Source organism: Flavonifractor sp. An82 (assembly GCF_002159265.1).
GTDB lineage: Bacteria > Bacillota > Clostridia > Oscillospirales > Oscillospiraceae > Flavonifractor.
Genome location: NZ_NFHG01000011.1, coordinates 1 through 22,478, shown reverse-complemented (window position 1 = coordinate 22,478; position 22,478 = coordinate 1). Strand labels below are relative to the sequence as shown.

Annotated in this window: 25 protein-coding genes and 1 riboswitch; of the genes, 18 read left to right on the top strand and 7 right to left on the bottom strand. The window is 53.0% G+C overall.

Translation table 11 applies throughout. The features are described 5' to 3' along the window. Positions 1–105 precede the first annotated feature (105 nt). Both B5G34_RS11540 and B5G34_RS11535 read left to right on the top strand, forming a co-directional pair. Positions 106–3,135, top strand: coding sequence for an RNA dependent RNA polymerase (locus B5G34_RS11540; RefSeq protein WP_242957005.1), 3,030 nt, complete (start codon positions 106–108; stop codon positions 3,133–3,135). Continuing rightward, positions 3,125–3,997 carry a hypothetical protein gene (locus B5G34_RS11535; protein ID WP_087337472.1) on the top strand — a complete coding sequence of 291 codons (873 nt, stop codon included), beginning with the start codon at positions 3,125–3,127 and terminating at the stop codon, positions 3,995–3,997. The genes B5G34_RS11540 and B5G34_RS11535 overlap by 11 nt, the downstream gene beginning before the upstream one ends. Before the next feature lie 8 nt (positions 3,998–4,005). Here the strand turns inward: B5G34_RS11535 and B5G34_RS11530 are convergent, their stop codons facing one another. Continuing rightward, positions 4,006–4,296, bottom strand: coding sequence for a DUF6809 family protein (locus B5G34_RS11530; RefSeq protein WP_204245947.1), 291 nt, complete (start codon positions 4,294–4,296; stop codon positions 4,006–4,008). A 292-nt stretch (positions 4,297–4,588) separates the two neighbouring features. Continuing rightward, complete coding sequence (locus B5G34_RS11525) at positions 4,589–4,918, bottom strand: helix-turn-helix domain-containing protein (protein ID WP_006571335.1); 330 nt, start codon at positions 4,916–4,918, stop codon at positions 4,589–4,591. A 352-nt stretch (positions 4,919–5,270) separates the two neighbouring features. On the opposite strand from B5G34_RS11525, the gene B5G34_RS11520 reads away from it, so the two are divergent. The 5 genes from B5G34_RS11520 (at position 5,271) to B5G34_RS11500 (ending at position 8,906) form a co-directional block, all read left to right on the top strand. Next, a complete protein-coding gene (locus B5G34_RS11520; protein ID WP_087337664.1) occupies positions 5,271–5,900 on the top strand; it encodes an NAD(P)-dependent oxidoreductase in 630 nt (209 codons plus the stop codon). Between the two features lie 143 nt (positions 5,901–6,043). Then, entirely contained in the window at positions 6,044–6,445 is a 402-nt protein-coding gene (locus tag B5G34_RS11515; RefSeq protein WP_006571338.1) for a pyridoxamine 5'-phosphate oxidase family protein, read from the top strand. Between the two features lie 14 nt (positions 6,446–6,459). After that, a riboswitch (FMN riboswitch) is annotated at positions 6,460–6,575 on the top strand. A 46-nt stretch (positions 6,576–6,621) separates the two neighbouring features. Continuing rightward, a complete protein-coding gene (locus B5G34_RS11510) occupies positions 6,622–7,266 on the top strand; it encodes a 4Fe-4S binding protein (protein ID WP_087337466.1) in 645 nt (214 codons plus the stop codon). A 25-nt stretch (positions 7,267–7,291) separates the two neighbouring features. Beyond that, positions 7,292–8,074, top strand: a complete 783-nt coding sequence (locus tag B5G34_RS11505; RefSeq protein WP_087337463.1) for a protein-ADP-ribose hydrolase — start codon at positions 7,292–7,294, stop codon at positions 8,072–8,074. Beyond that, on the top strand, positions 8,028–8,906 hold the full coding sequence (locus B5G34_RS11500; RefSeq protein ID WP_087337460.1) for a Sir2 family NAD-dependent protein deacetylase: 879 nt from the start codon (positions 8,028–8,030) through the stop codon (positions 8,904–8,906). The genes B5G34_RS11505 and B5G34_RS11500 overlap by 47 nt, the downstream gene beginning before the upstream one ends. A 103-nt stretch (positions 8,907–9,009) precedes the next feature. Here B5G34_RS11500 and B5G34_RS11495 read toward each other — a convergent pair whose 3' ends face one another. The 5 genes from B5G34_RS11495 to B5G34_RS18490 form a co-directional block, all read right to left on the bottom strand. After that, complete coding sequence (locus B5G34_RS11495) at positions 9,010–10,050, bottom strand: zinc-binding dehydrogenase (RefSeq protein ID WP_087337457.1); 1,041 nt, start codon at positions 10,048–10,050, stop codon at positions 9,010–9,012. Next, entirely contained in the window at positions 10,047–10,652 is a 606-nt protein-coding gene (locus B5G34_RS11490; protein WP_087337455.1) for a TetR/AcrR family transcriptional regulator, read from the bottom strand. The genes B5G34_RS11495 and B5G34_RS11490 overlap by 4 nt, the downstream gene beginning before the upstream one ends. Further along, positions 10,624–11,595 carry a hypothetical protein gene (locus B5G34_RS11485; RefSeq protein WP_162609475.1) on the bottom strand — a complete coding sequence of 324 codons (972 nt, stop codon included), beginning with the start codon at positions 11,593–11,595 and terminating at the stop codon, positions 10,624–10,626. Before B5G34_RS11485 ends, B5G34_RS11490 begins: the two co-directional genes overlap by 29 nt. Further along, the gene (locus B5G34_RS11480) at positions 11,555–11,908 is read right to left on the bottom strand and encodes a dihydropteridine reductase (RefSeq protein WP_087337450.1); all 354 of its coding nucleotides are present in this window, start codon (positions 11,906–11,908) and stop codon (positions 11,555–11,557) included. Before B5G34_RS11480 ends, B5G34_RS11485 begins: the two co-directional genes overlap by 41 nt. Before the next feature lie 394 nt (positions 11,909–12,302). After that, positions 12,303–12,626 (bottom strand): hypothetical protein, encoded by a 324-nt coding sequence (locus B5G34_RS18490; protein WP_162609474.1) that lies wholly within the window; start codon positions 12,624–12,626, stop codon positions 12,303–12,305. A 66-nt stretch (positions 12,627–12,692) separates the two neighbouring features. On the opposite strand from B5G34_RS18490, the gene B5G34_RS11475 reads away from it, so the two are divergent. From B5G34_RS11475 to B5G34_RS11425, 11 genes are all read left to right on the top strand, one after another. Continuing rightward, complete coding sequence (locus B5G34_RS11475) at positions 12,693–13,361, top strand: hypothetical protein (RefSeq protein ID WP_140397243.1); 669 nt, start codon at positions 12,693–12,695, stop codon at positions 13,359–13,361. 23 nt (positions 13,362–13,384) lie between these two features. Beyond that, positions 13,385–14,164 (top strand): hypothetical protein, encoded by a 780-nt coding sequence (locus B5G34_RS11470; RefSeq protein WP_140397242.1) that lies wholly within the window; start codon positions 13,385–13,387, stop codon positions 14,162–14,164. 104 nt (positions 14,165–14,268) lie between these two features. Then, positions 14,269–14,583, top strand: a complete 315-nt coding sequence (locus B5G34_RS11465) for a hypothetical protein (RefSeq protein ID WP_087337441.1) — start codon at positions 14,269–14,271, stop codon at positions 14,581–14,583. Continuing rightward, positions 14,576–15,550, top strand: a complete 975-nt coding sequence (locus tag B5G34_RS11460; protein WP_162609473.1) for a DNA adenine methylase — start codon at positions 14,576–14,578, stop codon at positions 15,548–15,550. The genes B5G34_RS11465 and B5G34_RS11460 overlap by 8 nt, the downstream gene beginning before the upstream one ends. Before the next feature lie 13 nt (positions 15,551–15,563). Further along, the gene (locus tag B5G34_RS11455) at positions 15,564–15,932 is read left to right on the top strand and encodes a hypothetical protein (protein ID WP_087337436.1); all 369 of its coding nucleotides are present in this window, start codon (positions 15,564–15,566) and stop codon (positions 15,930–15,932) included. Beyond that, positions 15,922–16,596: a DUF3849 domain-containing protein gene (locus B5G34_RS11450; RefSeq protein WP_242957004.1), complete on the top strand. Its 675-nt coding sequence runs from the start codon at positions 15,922–15,924 to the stop codon at positions 16,594–16,596. Before B5G34_RS11455 ends, B5G34_RS11450 begins: the two co-directional genes overlap by 11 nt. Positions 16,597–16,653: 57 nt before the next feature. Further along, the gene (locus B5G34_RS11445; RefSeq protein ID WP_087337434.1) at positions 16,654–17,559 is read left to right on the top strand and encodes a hypothetical protein; all 906 of its coding nucleotides are present in this window, start codon (positions 16,654–16,656) and stop codon (positions 17,557–17,559) included. Positions 17,560–17,971: 412 nt separating this feature from the next. Beyond that, entirely contained in the window at positions 17,972–18,376 is a 405-nt protein-coding gene (locus B5G34_RS11440; RefSeq protein ID WP_087337431.1) for a hypothetical protein, read from the top strand. Between the two features lie 3 nt (positions 18,377–18,379). Beyond that, complete coding sequence (mobP3, locus tag B5G34_RS11435; protein WP_087337428.1) at positions 18,380–19,810, top strand: MobP3 family relaxase; 1,431 nt, start codon at positions 18,380–18,382, stop codon at positions 19,808–19,810. 15 nt (positions 19,811–19,825) lie between these two features. Then, positions 19,826–20,743 (top strand): DUF3991 and toprim domain-containing protein, encoded by a 918-nt coding sequence (locus tag B5G34_RS11430; RefSeq protein WP_087337425.1) that lies wholly within the window; start codon positions 19,826–19,828, stop codon positions 20,741–20,743. 46 nt (positions 20,744–20,789) lie between these two features. Further along, positions 20,790–22,451 (top strand): type IV secretory system conjugative DNA transfer family protein, encoded by a 1,662-nt coding sequence (locus B5G34_RS11425; RefSeq protein WP_242957015.1) that lies wholly within the window; start codon positions 20,790–20,792, stop codon positions 22,449–22,451. Positions 22,452–22,478 lie beyond the last annotated feature (27 nt).

Below are 22,478 nucleotides of genomic sequence, written 5' to 3'. Positions count from 1 at the left end.
CAAGAATTTGAATACAAAAAGCTCCCACCTCAAAAGAAGTGGGAGTAGTATTCGTTTTGATTTTGAAATGGTTTGTGGTAGAATAGAGCAAACGGAGGTGAGCCAATGACGACCTATCAGATCTACGAACTCTCTGCCCGGGCGGTGATGAGTTATGCCGCGGAGCAAGACGGCGTTTACACCTTTGCTCTGAACCGCAGTGCCACCGAGCACTGCAAGGTACCGGGTGCCAAGCACGAGCAGGACAGCTGCGCCATGTTCCATCAACTGATGTACCAACTCCACGGGGAGGGTTGGCGGGAGCGTAGCGATGAGAAAGTCACATCGCTTTCCGATGTGCTGTTCTATATGGACTTCGCCGGGATCTTTGACCGGCGTGGAACCGGAAAGACGCAGCAGGCCCGCCGGGAGAAGGCCAGAGACATGTTCCGTCCCGAGGGGATCGTTCTGGACTTCGGCAGCGGCCCACACCGCTATGTGGCTTTCGAGCGCTCCGCCAGCATGAGCCGCCAGTCCCGCCTCTCCTTCATCCGGGCGGATCTGTATGAGCCAATGCGCCAGCGGATCATGCTGAACATGGAGCTGGACCGCTGCCAGCTCAGTAAACTCTACGCCTACAACGGCCTCATGTTCTCCAGCGGAACCCGGGTGGACGGCATCCGCATTGACAAACCTCACCGGGTCATTGTCATAGACAATTCATCCAAGAGAGTGGAGCGAGCCCCCGTCATCACCCTGCGGGAAGGCAGAGAGCCGGGAACCTTCTACAGGGCAGATACACTGGAAACTCTGGACATCACCTGCTTTGACGGCGTGGGCCTCATCTCCAAAGAGTACGCCGATGTGGTGGACAAGGCCTGCTGCGGCAGCCACATCCACACCTCCTTCCAGATTCGGATGCCCTACATCAAAGGGATGCTCCATCAGGTGGACTTCAAGGACTTTTTGAAGAGAAGCGGTACCCAGAGCATCGTAGATGTTTGGGGCAAGGCGCACCCCGTCCGCAGTGTGGACATCATCCTCACTTGCAGTCAGTTCAAAGCCTACGGCTGGCTGCGGGAGAACGGTATGACCTGGGAGGACTACTGGGACGCCTTTCGGGACTACAACCACGCCCTGTACATCACCAACCTGAGCAAGACGGAGCCGGAAAAGCTGGTGGAGCTCAACTACCAATTTCTCTCCACCCTCTCCATCCAGCCGGAGGAGTTCCGCCCTGCCGACCTGCCGGAGGGCTGGGACCACAGCCCGGAGGACGATCCCCGGCAGTGGCTGACCAAGGCCACCGAGACGGCCTACTATAACTTCCGTGCCGATGAAACATATCAGCAGGAATACTTTCGCCGGGGCCTGAGCCAGCCCAGGGGAAGCCGGGCGAACATCATGGCCCGGGTGCTGGAGAAGAACCCGAAGTTTATCCGTGAGCCTATCTACACGGAACAGCTGGATGGGCAGGCCCGGAAGATCCTCCGAGGCTACGCCGTTGGGCGGTTGCTGGTGCCAGGGGACAACCGATTCCTCTCCGGTGATCTGTTGGAACTGCTGCGGCAGTTAATTGCGCCCCGTGTGTTCCAGTTGCCCGGTGAGCGGGACTTCTGCAATCAGGTGATGGGAGATTTCTTTGCGGAGGACAGCTTCTTTGCTCCTGGTGCAGTCTATGACCACGAGGACAGCTGTACTCTGCTCCGCAATCCCCACATTGCCCGGAACGAGGAATTACAGCTGTCGGTGTATCCGGGGGGAGACGCACTGCGCCAGCATTACCTGGGCCATCTCACCGATGTGGTCATGGTGTCTGCAGACAGTTTGGCAGCGGAGCGGCTGGGCGGTGCCGACTACGACGGCGACCTCATCAAGACCATTGCCGATCCCATCCTGAACCGCTGTGTGAAGCGGAACTATGATTACGATGTCCATCAGCAGCTCTCCAACAACGCCAACTTGCCCCTGCTGAAGATCCCCGCTCTCTCCGCACCCAAGTCCGACGCCAACGACTGGCAGGCTCGGTTTCAGACGGTGGAGAACACCTTTGCTGCCCGCATCGGACAGATCTGCAACGCCGCCCTGGATCGCAGCGTCATCGCCTACAACGACCATGCCGACCCGGAGGAGCGCAAGCGGTGCCGCCGGGATCTGGAGGCCCTGGCCATCTACAGCGGGCTGGAGATCGACGCGGCCAAGACCGGTGTGCGCCCCAATCTGGATGAATTTCTCAGCAGGAAAAGCGTGAAACGCACCCCCTTCCTCCAATACAAGTACCTGGTGGAGCGTGCGGAGGAGCGTAACCGCGCCTGGTATGAGCCCACCCACCGGGAGCGGCTGGAGACCTTCTTTGCCGGGATCGACTGGGACACGGTGGACTCCCCGGTGGAGCGATTGCCCTGGCTGGCCCGCCAGCTGGAGCGCAATACGCCCAAGATACAAAAGAAACCGGCAAAGGACAGCGAGTTGTTCGCTTTCGCCCGGGAGCGAAGTTGGAAGAAGCAGTTGGACGAAAACATTCTTTCTTCTGTCTCTGCCTTGCTGTGGGACTACGAGCACTGTCTCTCCCGCATCCGGGCCTGCCGTGCCCCCGCCAGGGGACAGCAGCGGAAAACGGACATTGACCGCATTCTCTACGCCAGGGGACAGGAAGAAGTCTACGACAGCGACGAACTGTATGCCTTCTTCCAGCAGCTCTCCCCGGAGCGTATCGCCGCTCTGCGAAAGGAGATTGTGGAACAGCAGTGGCACCTGATGACAGAAGCACAGAGAGAAACATTCCTGCGGGAGTGGCTGCCGGAGGGAGCCGACTACTACGACCTCCTGACCGACTTCCGCCATGGCGGGTTCCGTCTGCTGGGTGATCTGGTCTGCGATATCGACGATCTGGAGGCAGCACGGGAACGGAAGCAGCTCCGCCGCCCGGCGGACTCCCCGGCCTTCCAGAAGATGATGGAGGCCTATCTGTCTGCTCCCTTCAGCGGCAACGAGGGGGCTGTGGTGTCCAAGGTCTGCCGCAAGCTGCTGAATAAGACCGTCCGGCCCAGCCTGGCGGTACCCTATGTGGTGGCTCTGGGTAAGCGGAACCTGCTGTGGGATCTGCTGCCGGACCACATCGAGGAACATGTGCTGGAGGTGGATCATGCTGAATGAGTGGAAGGAGTTTCAGGACTACACCGGTGCAGTAAACTACACCGCCCGGAACAAGCAGGACACCACCTACCTGGGCCGGTTCACCTTCGACACCATTCTGGACTTTGAGGGGCTCAACCGGGTATTGACCATCCTGGCGAGAGGGTTTCTGTTTCATAACGAGGATGGCAGCCCCGCCGAAGCACCCCGGGAACGCATCGACTATGCCAAGCGGGGCCTGTGCGCCTGGTGCAGTGTGCCAAGCAACAAAAACGCCACGCCCCGGGAGGCGTGGCAGTTTGGTAGTGATTTTGGGGACCTTCATTCTGAATTCCCCAGCCTTGTGGATGAAAACGGCAGCGGATGGTTTCACAGGCATGTACATCGAGTGGAAACCTTTGTGAGGGAAAATCCGGAGCGGGTATCCAGCAGCGCCCAGAAGAAGTGCGTCGCCACGGAAAAGGGCTTTGACCATGCCTGGCGGGACAAGGTGATCCAGATGCAGATCCCCCTGTTCGCCCCCACCACCAAGGGGCAGTGGGGCCTGCGGTTTGACAGTTTTCTGGCCCAGGCTCTGGAGCTGGGGCCGCTCCGGACAGAGGAACCGATACTTCCACCCGCATTGGTGGTGCAACTTCGCAGCCTCACGCCTAAGGGCGTTCCCGTGGAGATGGTGGAGACGCTGGCGGCCTACTACCTTGCCAATAAGCCGGAGGACTCCGACTGGGTGGTGCTGCCGGTGGCCAACTTTGACGCATATTTCGGCACCACCAGCTTTGGGCGGAAGTATCTGAAACAAATCCCGGAGACCGTTTTAGAGCGATCTGAAACAGGCTTTGGACTGTGCCGGTATCGGCTGGGCGGCACCCTTGTCATTAAGTAGGGATACAATCAGGCATCCATCTCCGCTTCTTCCTCTGGAGATGGATGCCTGTTCGTTTCAAAATGATTCAGTTCGTTTGCCATTTCCCACGCCAGACGGAATCCGCAGATAAAGCTGTCCACGGAGCGTTGCTCTATCATCAGGTTCTGGGCGTCGATGATCCGCAGCACCAGTTTACGCTCCGGCTTGTCCAGCCACTCAATAAGCTGCCGGTGGCAGGTTTCCACTTCCTGTTCGGATCCTACCATGGGCAGAGGTGTATAGAATCTGTCGTACAGCAATTTCAGAGTTTCGTTCATGTGCCCCGCCTCCTTGTAGCAAGACACAATAGCACACATCAGAGGAAATAGCCACTACAAAATTTGTAACAATCAAAACCGGCTGTACCGCATACCAGGCCTAAGGACATTACCTTGCAGTGAAGGCCATATCACTTTGAAAAGATTCTTTCTTCATTCACAACTTGAAGATCATCTTACCCTAAATAACAGCCAGAAGAAGATAAAATCTCTTACCAGAAAAAGTGGAGGAATGATAATCGAAAGAGTGCCGCAGAACCATTCATTGGAGATGGTCTGCGGCACTCTTTTATTAACTGTTTTGCGCCTTGTAGTTCTCGCCCCAATTCCACATGGCGTCCAGAATGGGCTTCAAGCTGTATCCCAAATCCGTCAGCGTATATTCCACTCTCGGAGGAACTTCCGCATAGACGGTTCGGGTAAGAAGTCCGCTGCTCTCCATCTCACGCAGCTGAGCGGTTAAGACTTTTTGAGATACATGGCCTATGGATTTTTTTAATTCACCGAAGCGTTTCGTGCCGGGGAGTAAATCCCGCAAGATCAACACTTTCCATTTGTCACTAATCAACATCAGCGTGGTTTCCACCGGACACGCTGGCAATTCTTTTGCGGCAGTTCCCATATTGATGCCTCCTGTTCCATTGGTTTCTGTTTCGCTCTTATATCTATATATTACTCTTGGTTTCCAAATTGCGTCAAGAAATTTCTATAAATTTTTTTGTGAATTGGAAAGGCTCAAAAGCCTTGAATTTATCAAAAAGTCACCTTTTGGTAACCGCTTAATTGTTACCGCAAGGTGCCTATCCCACAATATTGTGCGTACTTTTCAACCTGCTTTTCCTACGCTATGATGAATTTGCAAGGACGGGGAACCCCCCGATCCCAAGAAGAATCAGGAGGTATTCCCCATGAGCATCTTTGAAAAGTTGTTCCACACGAACAAGGAAAACACAAGCGACAAGGAGGACAAAAACATGAAAATCGCTGTTATTTGTGCCAATGGCAAAGCCGGTAAACTGATCGTGAAGGAGGCCCTGGACCGCAAGCTGGATGTGACTGCTGTGGTTCGCGGCGAGAACAAGACGGAGGCCAGCCAGGTCATCACCAAAGACCTGTTTGATCTAACCGCCGCTGACCTGAATGGCTTTGATGTGGTCATCGACGCCTTCGGTGCCTGGACCGAGGACACACTTCCCCTGCACAGCACTTCCCTCAAGCACCTGTGTGACATCCTCAGCGGTACGGACACCCGCCTGCTGGTGGTGGGCGGCGCCGGGAGTCTGTATACCAACAAGGAGCACACCGCCGTGGTGTCCGACGGCCCCGACTTCCCGCCTCAGTTCCTGCCCCTGGCCAAGGCTCAGGGCAAGGCGCTGGAGGAGCTGCGGGGGCGCAGCGATGTGAAGTGGACTTTCATCAGCCCCGCCGGCGATTTCCAGGCCGAGGGGGAGCGCACCGGCAAATACATCCTGGCCGGGGAGGAGCTGACCCTGAACAGCCGGGGCGAGAGCATCATCAGCTACGCCGACTACGCCAGCGCCATGGTGGACGAGATCACCGGCGGCGATCATATCCGGCAGCGCATCTCCGTGGTGCGGGCCTGAGTGCCAGCATGGTTTCCTTGCGGTAACTATGCCACAATATTGTGCGTACTTTACGCAGCTAAAGAACGCTGTTACAATCAAATCAGAAACAGAAAGCAAACACTTTCTCAATAACAACAGCAACAGTTTGGAGGTTATCTATTATGAACGAAGTTGTGAAATTTCTGAACGAAAACCCTGTGCAGTACCTCGCCACCGTGGGCCGGGACGGGAAGGCCAAGTGCCGCCCCTTCATGTTCGCCGGTGAGAAAGACGGCAAGCTGTGGTTCTGCACCAACAACCAGAAAGATGTCTACAAGGATATGCAGGCTAACCCTAACATCGAGGTTTCTGTTTCCAGCCCGGCGTATGCCTGGATTCGTCTGAACGGCAAGGCGGTCTTTGAGAACAATATGCCGGTCAAGGAGATGTGCATCCAGAACCCCATCGTCAAGGGCCAGTACCAGACCGCCGACAACCCGATCTTTGAGGTGTTCTACCTGGCCGACGCCCACGCCGTGATTGCCGACTTCTCCGGCAATCCTCCCAAGGAGTACGATCTGTAATCCTAAAAATCCATACCGATCTTCGGGGCGGGGTGAAAGTCCCCACCGGCGGTAGAGTCCGCGAGCTGAACAGCATGAGCTGGTGTAATTCCGGCACCGACAGTTACAGTCTGGATGATAGAAGATATCCGAAACTGACGCCGGTTCTCCGTGGAACGAACAAGGGGAGGTAAACTATGACAACGCAAGAGATTTTGAATATTCTCCAGTCAGACATCCATTCCGTGGTGTTTGCCACTTTGGACGAACACGGCCTGCCCCAGACCTGTGTGATCGACCTGATGCTGGCAGATGATGACGGCCTTTATTTCCTGACCGCAAAGGGCAAAGCATTTTACCGCCGTTTGATGGCAAAGCCCTTTGTCTCTATTTCGGGGATGAAGGGCGGAGATACCCTGTCTACCACGGCAATCTCGGTGAGAGGGGCAGTACGCAGCATTGGGACAAAGCGGCTAGCTGAAATCTTTGAAAAGAACCCCTATATGGCGAAAATCTATCCCACCGAAAAAAGCCGGGAGGCTCTGGAAGTGTTTCAGCTCTACAAAGGTCAGGGCGAATATTTCGACCTTGCCCAGCTTCCGCCCTATCGCCAGAGCTTTTCCTTCGGCGGTGAGCGTGTTCAGGAAAACGGCTATCGCATTATTCCTGAAAAATGTATCGGCTGCCAGGGCTGCCGGAGCGTTTGCCCGGTGAATTGTATCAGCAGTACGATCCCACGAAACATTGACACCGCCCACTGCCTGCATTGCGGAAACTGCCTTTCCATCTGCCCGGTAGGCGCTGTGGAACGGATCGGGGCAGCAAGCCAAGCCACAAAATAACAGCATTTCTGAGGGAGGACCCTTTATGAACCGTACCCAACAAATTCAATATTTAATCCATGTGCTTCTCAATGAGATGCCCTCCTACCAGGAGCAGGCAATGGCCTTCCCCCAGGATGAACTGTCCCAGCGGAGATTGCTCCGCAGTCTGATGAATGTGCGCCCGCCTATGCCTCTGGACCCGTCGTTCCTTGCGGTGCAGGACGGCTTGCTCTCAGCGGAACGGGAGGAAAAGGGCGTGGTGGAGGCCGACTCGATCCCGGATCGTCCCGGTCATCCCGGTATCGCCGTCTGGCAGGGGGACATCACCAGGCTGAAAGCAGACGCCATCGTGGACGCAGACAATGACCGGCTGCTGGGCTGTTTCGTTCCCTGCCACGGCTGCATCGACAACGCCATCCACTCGGCGGCAGGGCTTCAGCTCCGGGACGAGTGCAGCCGTCTCATGGAGCAGCAGGGCCGCCCGGAACCCACCGGGCAAGCGAAGCTGACCGGCGGCTACAATCTGCCCGCCCGATATGTGCTGCACACAGTAGGTCCCATCATCCACGGGCGCGTTACCCCGCGGGACCGGGAGCAGCTGGCCTCCTGCTATCGCTCCTGCTTGAAACTTGCATCGGAGCATGAGCTGCAAAGCGTGGCGTTTTGCTGTATCTCTACCGGAGAGTTTCACTTTCCCAATCAAGAAGCCGCCCGGATCGCCGTTCAGACGGTCAAAGAGTTTCTGCAAACACCGACGACGGTGAGAAAGGTGATTTTCAATGTTTTCAAGGATATTGACGCAAAAATCTATACTGACCTACTCTGAGCAAATCGGGAAGGTAAGGCAGGCGCTGCACGAGGCAGATGCCGTTGTGATCGGGGCAGGTGCCGGTTTATCGACCTCTGCGGGATTGACTTATTCCGGCCCCCGGTTCCAGGAACACTTCGGAGACTTCATTCAGAAATATAAAATCCAGGATATGTACTCCGGGGGATTTTATCCTTTTGAAACTCTGGAAGAACATTGGGCATGGTGGAGCCGCCAGATCATGATAAACCGATACGAGAAAGCCCCCAAGCCCGTTTATGACGAACTGCTGAAGCTGGTCCATGATAAGGATTACTTTGTCCTTACCACCAATGTAGACCATCAATTCCAGCTGGCCGGCTTTGATAAGGAGCGGCTGTTCTATACCCAGGGAGACTACGGCCTGTGGCAATGCTCAGAGCCATGCTGTCAAAAGACCTGGGACAACGAGGAAACCGTCCGGCGCATGGTGGCAGAGCAGCGAGATATGCGTGTCCCCACAGAACTTGTCCCTCATTGCCCGGTCTGCGGCAAGCCCATGACCATGAACCTGCGGTGCGACAACACCTTCGTACAGGACAAAGGATGGTATGCCGCTTGTTCCCGCTACGAGGATTTCCTTCGGCGGCATGAGGGCACAAATGTGGTTTATCTGGAATTGGGCGTGGGCGGCAACACGCCGGTCATCATCAAGTACCCGTTCTGGAAGATGACATACCAAAACCCAAATGCATTTTATGTCTGCATCAATCTGTCTGAATCCTGCTGTCCAAAAGAAATCCAGACGAGGGCTGTCTGCATCAACAGGGATATTGGCGCCGTATTGCATGAGCTACATTTAGATGAATAATCGGGGGGCGGCAGATGCTTGCCGCCCCCGATCCATATCCAGAAACACTTGTATTCCCATAGTGGAAACAGAGCACAAAAAGCGCTTGGATTTATGATACAAATTATTTCTCTGCCATTTTGATGACCACATTCCCCGCATGGTCAACATCGGCGGCCGTGCGGATCGCTTTTTCAAGATCGCACAGCGAAAACTCATGAGTGATGATGGATTCCAGGTCCCATCTCCCGCAGCGCATGATTTCCTGCACATCCCGGACATCCTCCGGCAGATAGCCGCCGGAGCCAATGATGCTCTGCTGGGCATAGGTCATGTGGAGCATGTCGATGGTGCGGGGCGCATTGTTGACCGCAACGGAAACGAACCGGCTCTCTATTTTCCCAAAGCGGAGGAAATCCGCGAGAATCGTTTCCGCGCCGGCGGCATCCAGCCAGCAGTCGATATTGGCTGTATTTCCAGTGATTGAATGTGCGTTACCGAAGTATGCTGCCGCGTGGGATGAAAAATCTTCCTTTGCGGAATTGCAGGTTTCAAAACCAAGTCCTTGTGCCAATTTCAGGCGGAAGTCCGAATGATCGCACACCATCACCTTTTCCATTCCAAAATGCTTAAACGCAACCGCGGCGGCGATCCCGATGGTTCCGCATCCAAACACCACGGCGTTTTGGCCGGAAACATATCGGCGCTCTCCCGCCGGGATCATTCCCCGCCTTGCCGCCCGGCAGCCAACCGTAAAAGGCTCGATCAGGCTGGCAAGACGGTCGGAAATCGCATCATCCACAGCATACAGGGAGTGATCCCGCTTGGCCTGCGGGATCAGAATGTATTCCGAAAAGCGGCCGATCGTCCCTGCGCGCCTGGTATCGTTTTTCGCATAGCGGGGATAGGGATAGACCCGCTCTCCGGGCAGGAACTCCGTGACATTTCTTCCTGTCTTTACGACGCGGGAGACGGTTTCGTGTCCGAATTCTCCCCCCACATCGATCTTGTGGCCGGTGTTGGGGCCATGGGTGAACACAGCCACATCGGTTCCGCAGATGCTGGAGTAGAGGTTCTGCACCAGAACATCATCATCCCCCACTTCGGGCAGCTCCAGTTTCCGGATCTCAACCGCTTCTTTTCCTAAATAAATGCCAGCTTTCATTTGGCTTCCTCCTGTTTTCCGCGCCCGCCCATAACGCACTGCTCCATTACAGCGCATACATGAGGGATAGAATCGGCGCAGTCATGTTTCAGCCATTCCGAGAGAATGGCCATAAGGCCGTGAATATAAAAGGCCACCATGTAGGGACGATCTGGTTCCGCAATCTGAAAACGCTCCAGGATCGGGGTGAAAACATGACGCATCATCCGGCTGTATATCCTGTCCAGCCCGAGAGAGCCGGAATTTTTTAATGCCGTTCGGAACAGGCGTTTATTTTGTGCGATATATTCAAGATACGGCGTCAGATACGCAGGCGTGACCAGATATAATTCGTCCAAGGGACAATCACGGATTTTGGAAACAAAGACCTCCCCACGCAGTTTCATGTGTTCCAGAAACTGTTCGTTCATATACTGTACGCTTTCTGCAAGCAGATCTCCGATGGTTTCGTAGTGCAGGTAGAATGTGGAGCGGTTGACGCCTGCGGCTTCACAGATTTCCTTGACCGTGATATACTCCATGTCCTTCTGCTCCAGCAGTTTCAGAAAAGCCTGGTCTATCCGAAGCGCAGTGTTAAAGTATCTGCTTTCGGATTTCTTCATTGCGCTCCACCTCCTTTTTGCTCTTTGACGATCGGACCACCATGACGGCCACCGTCACCATAACGATGAAAAATACGACGCCTCCGGTAATGGCGTTCATCATTTTCCTGTAGCCCTCTCCATTGTTGGAAAAGCGTGTGATCATCGCCGTCTGCAAACCGAGGACGGACATCATGGCGGATACAAAATTCAGGATTTTGGCCGCAGACAGAATGGGACTGTCCATTTTCCGGGACCTCACAAGGTTTATGACAGACAGTGTCATCATATACAGTGTATATAATGCGGACAGATAAATCAAATATCCCGGATAACTGAAACCGGAATTGGTCTGCACCATGAGGACGATCATGCCGCCCATGGGGATATTCAGTATGAAAAGCATACCGGCGGTCCTGCGATAACACCGAAGTTCATAGGCGGCCCCTTTGCTTTCTCTGCGGCGGTACCCGAATGCCAAATATGCTCGCATGATGCACAGCACCATGTAGTAGATCGCCATGGAAAAGAACCAGACAGAGGCATACCGGGCCGCGGTCATAAAGCGGAAAAGCATATACAGAAAATTGACGGTCATTCCCTGATAGATGCTGACGCCGCTTCGGAACAGCTGGTCATTCAAATACCGCCCGCCAAATGCCGTGGATGATATTGTCCGGACCAGTCTGCTGCGCTCCCAGAAACGGAGCTTTAACTGAGCCAACCGCCCTGCCAATGCTGGCAAGGCGGCAAGCAGGATCACCAGGGAATATGCTGACAGCAAAAAAATCGGGTACGCCGCAGCGCTTTCTTCCCTGTGAGAGGCAAAGATGAAAATGAGTGCCGCAAAAGAGGCCGGCGGGACAGTGCATACGATCCGCTTGGGCGGATGCAGAAACCTGTCCAGAAGCTCCCTTGCGCGCTTATTCTCCGCTGATCTCTTTTGCCAGTTCCATGATCTCAAAGGCATACTTCTGCTTACCCCTTGCCAGCATTTTCTTGTAGACGGGATAGTTGATGCCCATGCCCGCCAGACCGACAAGTCCGATGATGACGCCGAGCACAAACGAAACCGAACTGCCGTTTCCGATCACATTCATGGACAGGCACATACCGACCCCGGCGATCAGCGCGCTGATTATGCCGACAGAGTAGGTAAATACCGTTGCCGGCAGTTTCGCCCTGGCATCCAGTTTCCGGAGTGCGATGACCTTGGAGTCATCCTTCGGGGCGTATTCGTTTGCAAGGTGTTCGGCGTAAATTTTATCTGTGTTCATGGTTTGTACCTCCTCGATTTGATGGTTGTATCTTATCAGAATCAGGAGGATAGGAGAACAACACAGTGGGGGCTTTGTGTGGAGTTAAAAGCGGATAGAGTAAAAATTTCCACTGTATGATATCACAATCAAAGGGAAATCCCCCCTTGACAAATCACTGCCCTCTGTATGATCCTTTTTACTCGCCCCGGCATGGCTGGGGCGTCGCTGCGCCGAAGCGGCAAACTTTCGGCACGCTGTCACTATACAGAATGATACCCCCTTGCAGCAAGACACCACACCACAGGTCAGCGTGAAAAGCCACTGAAATATTTTTTACAAATGCGGTATAATTAATTTTCGCAAACCATACACCGCAGTCCATGGGCAGAAAACTTACCACCTTGCGAGCGCATCACATTCGCATTGTGGGGGTCGTCGGTTCGAATCCGATCAGGTCCACCATAAAATCAAAACGGTATAGATGCCACTGGCGAAAAGCCAGTGGCATCAACCGTTTCTGGGCTCTTTTAGCTTGGAAATTCACGGATGATTCCATAGATGCCAACCACTGTTTCCCCCTAACTGGTGGGATTCGAACCCCCTTTTTTCGGCGATTGGCAAATTCGAAACCATGTAGCGCCCTTTTTGAAGCAGTTATTTTCAAAAAGGGCGCTATTTTTCTATCAATAGAATACACAAAGTTTGAGGCGTCAATTTGTTGGTCATGACGGACCATCAGATTGGCGCCCTTTTTCATTTTCAGGCAATTTCAAAAAGGGCGCAGCCCAAGGAGGTAAGGATATTGAGAAGAGATCTGTATTTTAAGGAACTGGCTGTCGTTCTGGGGCGGGCTGGTTTCACTCCCCTGCCCCAGGAGAATGACTTCCTGCCAGTAGAGTATCACAGTCAGCGATTATGCCGGGTCAATGATCAGGGCAATGTTTTCTACCGTCAGGAGGAGGTGGACTCGCCTGAACGAGAACAAGCACGTGTCAAGGTTACGGATATGGCCGGAACGGTTCTGGAATATATGCGCCATCTGGAACATGCACCGACGATCCAAGCAATGGGGTTGTCGGAGCCGTATCAAGCACTTGCTGAGTTTAACGGCACTGTGCTGGCTGGGCGGCTTACTAGCTCGGGTGCAAAGTTTGTAACCTGGGACTGGGACTTCAATCACACCGGCCTGAACCATGGACATTATTACCAAGGGAACTATGTAGGAGCAAAACGGGACTTTGCAATCCGGTCCGGCCTGATACCTGATGAAGGGCAGTTTACAACTGAGCAGCTCGTCGAGATCTATCAACAGAGCGCCTATATCCGCTTTAGCTGTTCTCTCCCAGAGGAACAGGAGCGAACCATAGACGCAATTCAGCAGCGGATACAGGAACTGGTTCCAGACTGTGAAGAACGAGTGACTCAAAGTCTGGAATGCAATGCAGGGCCTAGCTTCGAGCAAACCATGTAACACCATTGAAATGAGGTGAAAATGTGAGAATGGTAGCAATTCTGAAAAACGATGACCACCCTGAATACGGAGAGGTTTCCATACCTCTCCCCATCAAAGCCAGTGAATATGGTCATTGCATGGATCTGCTTTCTTCCCTGGGCATTGGCGATGCTCTGAACAAAGACTGCCAGGTTGAAGAATTTACACGGGCATACCCGACCCTCCGGTGTCTGGAAGGCTGCAAGGTCAACATTGATGAGTTGGACTACCTTGCCAAGCGGCTGGACGGATTTGATGCTGTCGAGGTTTCCCAGTTTCAGGCTATGGCAGATAAACTGAAGCTCACGGATATGAAAGACCTGATCAACCTGACCTTCTCCTGCCAACAGGCAACAGTCATCGCAGATTTTTCCGATTTGGAAAGCGTCGGTCGGGCACACTACATGAATACCCACGACGGATGTGCCTCTGCGGAGGAGCTGGACAATTTGGATGGCGAGGAAACCGCCATACTGCTGATTGAGGACAATGAAGGGACCATTACCCGCTACGGCGTAGTCTACGACAACGGTATGCAGCTTTCACAGCTCTACGACGGAAAGAACCTGCCCTGCTACCACCATGAGAATGATTGCATCTCTGTAGGCTTGACCTCCCGACTGGAACCGAGAGATACCAAGAATATTACTTGGGTCTACGCCCAGCATCATATGGCAAAATATGGCCTGTCCACAACAGACCATGGCTATGCAGCCAGGAATGGGCAAGAGGTCATCTACGAATACAGCCAGCCAGAACATGAACCGGAGATGACCATGTAACAATCTCACACCAAATTAGGGGCCGTTTTTCCGAAAGGGACAAAACGGCCCCTTCTTTTTTTGCGCCCTTTTTCGGTAAAACGTGTCCGGAAAAGGAGGCATTTATGAGAGATGACAAGTTGTTGGACTATTTGAAAAGTTCCTGTCATGGCCGTGAAAACCGGAAAAGCGGCAGGGAGTTGGCTCGGACACTGGGGATCAATGTTAAGGATCTTCAAAAGTTGGTAAAACGACTGCGAAAGAAAAAGAACCCCATCGCCAGTGACCAGTACGGCTATTACTATGCCGCCACCGCTGCGGAACTCTGTGACAGCATGGATTTTCTCCAGGGGATGGCGGATGGCCTGATGGAAGATATCCGCAGTATGCGAGGGTGCCTTGATGGTTACTCGGAAAGGGACGGTGCTGCTAATGGCTAAGCCCTTCTTTCCGTGGATGGGGAACAAAGAGAAACTTGTTCCCTATATCCACCAGCTGATACCGCCCCATGTGAAACAGTTTACAGAGGTGTTCGGTGGAAGCGGTGCCGTCATCTTAGGTCTGCAGCCAAAGAAGGGCCGGTTGGACATTTATAATGACCTGAACGACGATTTGTTCAATGTGTTTTGCTGCGTCAAAGAAAAATCGTTCTCACTGGCCAAAGAACTGAAGTTTCTGCCGGTGCATGGCAGGACACCCTTCGCCTTCTACCGCGATATGGCCGCTCATGAGCCGGACTTCTATCGGCATATTGAGGAGGAGAAACGAGTTGTAGCGGAGTCCACTTGTTTCACCGAAAAAGAAATCTGTGAGCTTCTCGCCATCCTGGATGGGAACGCAGAACTCTTTGATGTGCGGCGAGCGGCGGCCTTTCTCTTCACAACCTATGGCAGTTTCAGTGGGACGGGAAACTCCGTAGGTATCAAAACAGTGGATCCGCAGGCAATTACGGATAAACTTCCCCAGGTTTCAAGACGACTGGACAGCATTTTCCTGGAACACCAGGATGCCCTTGTCCTGATTCCCAAAGAAGACCGTGTGGACGGAGTGATCTATGCAGACCCGCCCTATATGATGACAGAAAAGGTCTATGATGTGCGATTCCTTCCGGAACACCACATCATCCTTCACGACAGGGCACGTTCATGTAAAGGGTATGTGATCATCTCCTACGGCTATGATGACCGGATCATTGATCTGTACAAAGATGATTTTTTCATCATCTCCTTGAAACGAACCAATCCGCTGTCACAGACCGAAGGTTCCACCTTCAGGGAGTTGATCATCACCAACTACGATCCCAGCCCCTACCTGAATAAGCAACTTGATATCTTTGGGCAGGCAACTGAGGCCATGTGGGAACCTGTCATCCTGCACCGGCCTCGCAGAATCTTAAAAGCAGACTAGGAGGTAATTTGAAATGAAGTTTGTATTACATCGTAATCCCGAGAACAGAAACCAGAAAATTCCTTTCCCCGCCATGCAGATGGCTGAATTGGCTGACGCGGAGCAGCTGACTATCCAGGCAGATGCAGGCAGTATCCTGATCAGCCGGGAGGACATCACGGCGCGGCAGGCCATCACCACCATCACCCATCTCTACGAGGTGATCGACTCCTTGATTCTCCAGCTGGTGGATGCCAGCAATGAAATCGTCGATGTCCTGGATATCCCCGACCCTCTCGAGACCGTGGATGAGGAGCTGCTGGATGATCTTCTGGAGTGCGGAGCCAACCCGGACGGTCTGCGTCTGCTTCTGGCGGTGGAGGACGAAGCAGATGAGGAATGATACCTACCTCTACACAGACGGTCTGGACGCAGCCAGGCGCAGCGGGCAGATAGCCCTATGGCGGGCCAGCCATCAGGCCAACATCGCCTGTAAAAAAGCGATTGAGGATAGTATCCGCCAAGGCTTTGATGGCGTGCATCTCAAAGAGGACTGCGCCAAAGAGGTGTTGGAGGAGTTCGGTTTCAAGCGGGTGAACTGGGTGCTGGCAAACACCATCCAGGAAAAGAGTGGCGATGGCCGATTCCGCCCCGACAACAGAAGTTGGGCACAGCGCACCTTCATTCCGGAAGATATGGGCCACAAGGTGGAGTTTATTGTTAACTCACACTCCGAAGTTGTGAATGGTTTTGTGAACCAAGTACGGGAGGCCTATCAGAAGCTTAACCTCTTCGGCCCAGAACACTGCGAACCCAATTCATGGGAGGATTTAGATTACACAGGAAAGGTGCTGGTACTGAGTCCGGACACTCTGAGAGAATCCTGCTGGACACAGGAAAATCAGCTTTGGTATGCCCATGATGGATTTGGGTGCAGTCCCCATGCCATCGGTCGTTCTATCCGCTGTACCTGCCTGGGAGATGGAGAACATACCAGATGGAACCGATTAGACTTCATCGGAGTCCTGCAGGAGAATCTTCTGCCGGAGTGGGCTGAGGAAAACTGAACGAGCTGACAGGCCAGAATGTTGATCACAACATGGAAGGCATGAAGATGGAGTGAAGTGGAGGAATTACAGGAACGCATCAATGCCGAACATGCTGAGGCGGTAGCGGATCAAATGGCCAACACCACCTGGGCAGCGTACCATATCACAGGTCACGGGGAAGATCTTTATTTCAAAACGTCTAAAGCAGATACCCTGCTCACCGCTGCTAAGCGCTTGCGTACCTATCTCACTGCTGAGGATAATCCTCAGCCAGCTTCCTTTGCAGCTGTGCTCAAAGACCGCACTGAAATCACTCAGGCAGAATACGATCAACTCCTGGACCAACGGCTGCAGAATACCGGAAAGGTATCTGGAGTATTCGAAATGGACTTTGACAAAGATACATTTTCCGCAGCCAATGCTATGGACGGCTGGCACACCTACCGTATCCATGATGTGAGTGTGGCAGCCTATCATGCATTCCGAAAACAGAACATCTCTGCAGATCAGAGGTGGGAAAGACTGCTGGACAAACTCGATGGAAAGGAACTCACACCAAGCTCAGAGGCTATGGTGCTGACCGGATCCAGGCGGCTTTGTATGAACGAGATTTCTTTCCAGGATGACATGAGCGAGTGCGGAAGTCTGCTGAATTTCTATGTGCCAGTCACATTTGATCCTGACGCTGTGTTCGGAACCAATGTGGCCACTGATGTCAATGATGACTATCTCAATGTCTATGCAGATTTTGATTTGGATGTTGGCGAAGTGTGTGACGCTCTCACTGTGATCCAGGTCTTTGGAGATGGTTCTGAGGAAACCTACCGCTACCCCCTGACCGAAGAGGAGCGCTCAATCCTACTCTCCAAAATGAATGACTACTGTATGGAGCAGACTGGAATGAGTCTGGATGATTATCGTGCACAGTATCTTGACGAAGAGATGTGCTCTTCCTCATTCCCGGACGGCCAGACCATGTAATGGGATCTGGACCACCATCATGCGCCGGAAACAAGGCTGTGACAGCGATGCAGGTGAGCCAAACGCCGAACCACTCACAATCGCCCCGTGTGGGCCGCTGTGAGGCCCTGTGTGCCCTCCTATGGGTTGGGGTAGACCACCTACCCCAACCGAGGGGGTTGGCCCTCATTTGAGGGCTTTTTCCACCAGGAGACGGAGGACGAAAAAAAAGCAGGCAGAAAGACCCGACGCTTTATTGCGCCGTGTCCTCCACTTCTGCCCGCAGTGCGGGCAGTTTCAGGCAGTTCAGCTAGACGCTTTTTTGCCTGCCAAAAAGAAGAGATAACGCCTTTCTTGTGCTAAAACCGGGCAAACCCTAGTGCGGTAGGCGTTTCGGCAGACGCTTTTCAAAAAGTAAGGAGGATGATTTGATATGGGCAAAGATAAAAACCGCCACACAATATGGCTCGACGACGATATCTGGAAGATGGTCGGCCTGCACTACAAAGCGAACAACTGTACCACGCAAAACGAGTTTATCGAGCAGGCCATTCAATTTTACTGCGGCTATCTGGACACCGAACAGGAAGCTGCATTTCTACCAGTTACGTTGTCAACCGTGCTAGAAGGTTCGCTGGGTGCTCTGGGCGATCGGCTCGGCAAGCTGCTGTTCAAAATGTCGGTGGAGATGTCCATGATGATGCACCTCATGGCACACGACACAGATGCAACACTCAATGAGTTGGAACAGCTGCGTGGCCGGTGTGTCCAGGATGTGATGCGCACCCATGGCATGATCAGCTTCAAGGAGATCTTCCGGTTCCAAAAGAGGTTGTAAGTCATGCCAAAGCTGGTGCAGAAGTGTGGCTACATCCGCAATGGCAGTGCAGCAAAGTACATGCGGTACATTGCCACAAGAGAAGGTGTTGAGAAACTTCATGGCCGGGGTCCTGTCACACAGCCTCAGAAAAAACTCATCGAAAGGCTGCTCAAGGATTATCCAGATACCAAAGAACTATTCGAGTACAGTGACTACTGCGCCTCTCCCACCTTTGGCAACGCCTCTGAATTGATCACCATGGCACTGGATGCCAATGTCCATACCATGGAAGCTGGCGATGGCTACCTCAAGTACATAGCTACCCGTCCCCGTGTAGAAAAGCGCGGTGACCATGGCCTGTTCAGTGACACGCAGGATGTGTCGCTCCAGGATATGATGGCAGAGGTCGCGGAATACCATGGCCCTGTCTGGACGGTCATCCTTTCTCTGCGCCGAGAAGATGCGTCTGCTCTTGGATACGATAGTGCTGAAAACTGGCGCACCCTCCTCCTGCAGCACCGTACACGTTTGGCGCAGGCCATGAAGATCCCGGTGGATGACTTCCGGTGGTGTGCAGCCTTCCACGATGAAGGGTACCACCCACATGTACACATGATGGTGTGGTCTGCAGATGAGAAATATGGGTATCTGAACAAGACCGGGATCACAGCCATGCGCTCTGCGCTGACCAACACTATCTTCCAGGATGAGATGCACAACCTCTATGTCAAAAAGGATCTGGCTTATCAGGACCTGGTAAAACAGTCCCGCTCCGCTATGGCGGAACTGATTGCTCGCATGGAATCCACCTCTCTGGATAATGATTCGATTACCAGAAAGATGGTGGAACTGGCTAATGCCCTGGGCAGTGTCAAAGGGAAAAAGCAGTATGGATATCTGCCTAAAAAGTTGAAAGAACTAGTGGATGCTATCACCGATGAGCTGGCACTGCAGCCAGATGTGGCAGCGTGCTATCAGGTCTGGAATGATCTGCGTGATAAATTGGAGGGCTACTACAAGGACAAACCACGTGTCCATAACCCCCTCTCTAAGCAAAAGGAATTCAAGGCAATCAAGAACTCCATTATCCGCGAGGCTGATCGTCTACGTCTGGAATTGGAACAGGAAGAGATGGACTACACCAACCCAAATGCGAACGAAGAATCAGGAGAAATTGATTCGACCGAGACACCACCCAAAACGGATAGCGCCCAACAGCCAATTAAGTCACCTGCAGTGAACAACTACAACCCGGCAGTAATCGCTGCGGTAACTCGTCTCCTCTATCACATGGGCCAAATTTTCCGTGACAATGCAATGGCACCTACTAGTCCGCTGGGCCTTCGAATTGATTCCAAGCGCAGGAAAAAGCTGATGGCCAAGCGACTAGCCCTTGGGCATAAAGCGGATGATCATGAGGAGCAGGGATGGCAAAATGGGCCATCGATGTAAGGGAAAGGAGGTACTATGGCTCAGTATATTCATTTCACCGATGAGCAGAAACAGCGAGCAGCTGAAGTGGATCTGGAAGAATTTCTACGCCAGAGAGGAGAAAAACTCCTTCCTTCTGGACGGGATAAGAGGCTCGATAGAGATCATAGCGTGACCATCCGTGGTTGTGAATGGTTCGATCATGACAGCCGTCAGGGTGGAAATGCGATCAGCTTTGTCCGGTGGTTTTATAATTACAGTTACCCAGAAGCCGTCAAAGTACTTCTGGGTGGTGAGCAGGGTACAATATACCCATCTGCTGCTGAGCGGGAGAAACCACCACAGAAACCCTTTGAACTTCCTGAAGCGAATACCAATATGCGGCGCGTCTTTGCCTACCTGATGAAGCAGCGGCACATTGACCGTGATGTGATTGCCTATTTTGCGAAGGCAAAGACGCTCTTTGAGGACAGCAAATATCACAACTGCGTCTTTGTTGGGACGGATGAACAGGGCATTCCACGCCACGCTCACAAACGCAGTGCCAACAGTTTTGGAAAGTCCTTCCGGCAGAATGTGGAGGGCAGCGATCCCAGATATAGTTTTCATCACCTTGGCACTGACGGAAAGCTCTATGTGTTCGAGGCACCAATCGATATGCTCTCATTCATCACCCTGTATCCTGAAGATTGGAAATCTCACAACTATGTAGCCTGCTGTGGAACGTCTACGATCCCTGTAATGTCAATGCTTTCCCGTATGCCCCACGCACAGGAGGTATTCTTATGCCTGGACAATGACGCGGCAGGGCAGGCGGCAAGCCTCCGTATGGCTGAACAGATTGCCGAACAGTTTGGAATCGCCTCGGATCGCCTGACTCCCCAAAACAAAGACTGGAATGATGACCTGTGCGTTCTGGAGGACGCACAGGTCCCTTTTCTGGAAATGGGGTGACGCAATGACTGAACAAGCATGGGGGCTGATTGCATTGTGTGGCGGAATGCTGCTAGTGTTGATCATTGCCTCCATATTCACTCAGCGATATTCCCTAAATCGTATCAAATCCAAAACTGTTGGTGACGGTCAGCATGGTACCGCACGATGGGCTACCCCAAAGGAGATTCGGAAAACTTATGTGCTGGTTCCATTTCAAGTAGAGGAGTGGCGTCGAGGCGAGAATCGGCCAGAGGCACAGGGGATCGTCTTGGGGTGCATTGGACGCGCGTCTGTCAAAGCTAAGAAGCATTCCAAACACGGTGGGCTGAAAGCTCTTGTAGACTGCGACGATGTTCACTTCCTGATGATTGGTGCGTCCGGTGTTGGTAAGACTGCATTCTTCCTGTACCCCAATCTGGAATATGCCTGCGCCTGCGGTATGAGCTTCTTGGCGCTGGACACCAAGGGCGACCTGGCAAGGAACTACGGTGCTATTGCCAGCAAGTATTACGGTTATAAGATTTCCGTGATTGACCTTCGCAATCCGACCAGGTCAGATGGTAATAATCTTCTGACATTGATCAACCGCTATATGGATTTGGCTCAGGAAGATCCCAGCAATCTGGCTGCCAGAGCCAAGGCCGAAAAATATGCCAAGATTCTGGCCAAGACCATCGTCAATCCAAGTGGTGATGCATCCAGTTATGGACAAAATGCGTATTTCTATGATTCCGCAGAAGGCTTGCTCACTGCTGTGGTACTCCTGTTGGCCGAGTATCTCCCTCCGACAAAGGAGGATTCCAGTGAGAGACGACATATCGTTTCTGTATTCAAACTGGTTCAGGATCTGCTGGAGTCCCCTGGGCCGAGGCAAAAAAACTATTTTCAGCAGCTGATGGCAAAACTTCCAGAGAACCATAAATCGAAATGGTTTGCGGGAGCCGCACTCAACACCTCCGACCAGGCAATGGCTTCTGTTATGTCCACGGTCCTGTCTCGGCTGAATGCGTTCCTCGACAGTGAGTTGGAGCAGGTCATCTGCTTTGACAGCGCCATTGACGCGGAGACATTCGCCAGCGAGAAATGCGCCATCTTCCTGATCCTTCCAGAAGAGGACACAACCAAAAACTTCATGGCCGGACTGATGATACAGAATCTGAGCCGAGAACTATTTGCTGTTGCCGATGAGAACGGCGGAAAACTAAAAAACCGTGTGGTGTTGTTCTGTGATGAGCTTGGTACCATGCCGCCCTTTGATATATTGCCCCTCTTCTCCGCCGGGCGCTCCAGGCGGTTGACCCTGGTGCCGATCATCCAATCGCTGGCTCAGCTTGAAAAAAACTACGGCAAGGAGGGCAGCGAAATCATTCAGGATAACTGTCAGGATACGATCTTTGGCGGTTTTGCGCCTGGCAGCCAGACTGCCGAAGTGTTGTCCAAGAACCTTGGCACCCGCACGGTGCAGTCTGGCTCGGTGAGCCAGAGCAAGAATGATCCCAGCCAATCCCTGCAGATGGTGGAGCGTCCCCTGATGACGCCAGACGAGTTGAAATCAATTCCCAAGGGGCACTTTGTTGTGATGAAAACTGGCTGTCATCCGATGCAGACCCGACTCCGACTCTTCCTAGAATGGGGCATTACCTTCGAAAGACCTGCTAACAAAAGTCAAGTAGAAATTTTAGATTTGGGGGAGCGGCAAAAAGACAACACAAAATCAAGCCGCTGAGCATCTCAAAATCGAAACGGCGGCCAG

Excerpts from the sequence above, each read along its gene's own strand:
- B5G34_RS11510 (WP_087337466.1), top strand. The coding sequence starts at position 6,622 with ATGACAACGCAAGAGATTTTGAATATTCTCCAGTCAGACATCCATTCC.
- B5G34_RS11440 (WP_087337431.1), top strand. The coding sequence starts at position 17,972 with ATGGGCAAAGATAAAAACCGCCACACAATATGGCTCGACGACGATATC.
- B5G34_RS11425 (WP_242957015.1), top strand. The coding sequence starts at position 20,790 with ATGCTGCTAGTGTTGATCATTGCCTCCATATTCACTCAGCGATATTCC.
- B5G34_RS11430 (WP_087337425.1), top strand. The coding sequence starts at position 19,826 with ATGGCTCAGTATATTCATTTCACCGATGAGCAGAAACAGCGAGCAGCT.
- B5G34_RS11450 (WP_242957004.1), top strand. The coding sequence starts at position 15,922 with ATGAGGAATGATACCTACCTCTACACAGACGGTCTGGACGCAGCCAGG.
- mobP3 (WP_087337428.1), top strand. The coding sequence starts at position 18,380 with ATGCCAAAGCTGGTGCAGAAGTGTGGCTACATCCGCAATGGCAGTGCA.
- B5G34_RS11530 (WP_204245947.1), bottom strand. The coding sequence starts at position 4,296 with ATGAACGAAACTCTGAAATTGCTGTACGACAGATTCTATACACCTCTG.
- B5G34_RS11525 (WP_006571335.1), bottom strand. The coding sequence starts at position 4,918 with ATGGGAACTGCCGCAAAAGAATTGCCAGCGTGTCCGGTGGAAACCACG.
- B5G34_RS11540 (WP_242957005.1), top strand. The coding sequence starts at position 106 with ATGACGACCTATCAGATCTACGAACTCTCTGCCCGGGCGGTGATGAGT.
- B5G34_RS11515 (WP_006571338.1), top strand. The coding sequence starts at position 6,044 with ATGAACGAAGTTGTGAAATTTCTGAACGAAAACCCTGTGCAGTACCTC.
- B5G34_RS11460 (WP_162609473.1), top strand. The coding sequence starts at position 14,576 with ATGGCTAAGCCCTTCTTTCCGTGGATGGGGAACAAAGAGAAACTTGTT.
- B5G34_RS11520 (WP_087337664.1), top strand. The coding sequence starts at position 5,271 with ATGAAAATCGCTGTTATTTGTGCCAATGGCAAAGCCGGTAAACTGATC.
- B5G34_RS11465 (WP_087337441.1), top strand. The coding sequence starts at position 14,269 with ATGAGAGATGACAAGTTGTTGGACTATTTGAAAAGTTCCTGTCATGGC.
- B5G34_RS11455 (WP_087337436.1), top strand. The coding sequence starts at position 15,564 with ATGAAGTTTGTATTACATCGTAATCCCGAGAACAGAAACCAGAAAATT.
- B5G34_RS11495 (WP_087337457.1), bottom strand. The coding sequence starts at position 10,050 with ATGAAAGCTGGCATTTATTTAGGAAAAGAAGCGGTTGAGATCCGGAAA.
- B5G34_RS11500 (WP_087337460.1), top strand. The coding sequence starts at position 8,028 with ATGTTTTCAAGGATATTGACGCAAAAATCTATACTGACCTACTCTGAG.
- B5G34_RS11490 (WP_087337455.1), bottom strand. The coding sequence starts at position 10,652 with ATGAAGAAATCCGAAAGCAGATACTTTAACACTGCGCTTCGGATAGAC.
- B5G34_RS11535 (WP_087337472.1), top strand. The coding sequence starts at position 3,125 with ATGCTGAATGAGTGGAAGGAGTTTCAGGACTACACCGGTGCAGTAAAC.
- B5G34_RS11505 (WP_087337463.1), top strand. The coding sequence starts at position 7,292 with ATGAACCGTACCCAACAAATTCAATATTTAATCCATGTGCTTCTCAAT.
- B5G34_RS18490 (WP_162609474.1), bottom strand. The coding sequence starts at position 12,626 with ATGGTCCGTCATGACCAACAAATTGACGCCTCAAACTTTGTGTATTCT.
- B5G34_RS11480 (WP_087337450.1), bottom strand. The coding sequence starts at position 11,908 with ATGAACACAGATAAAATTTACGCCGAACACCTTGCAAACGAATACGCC.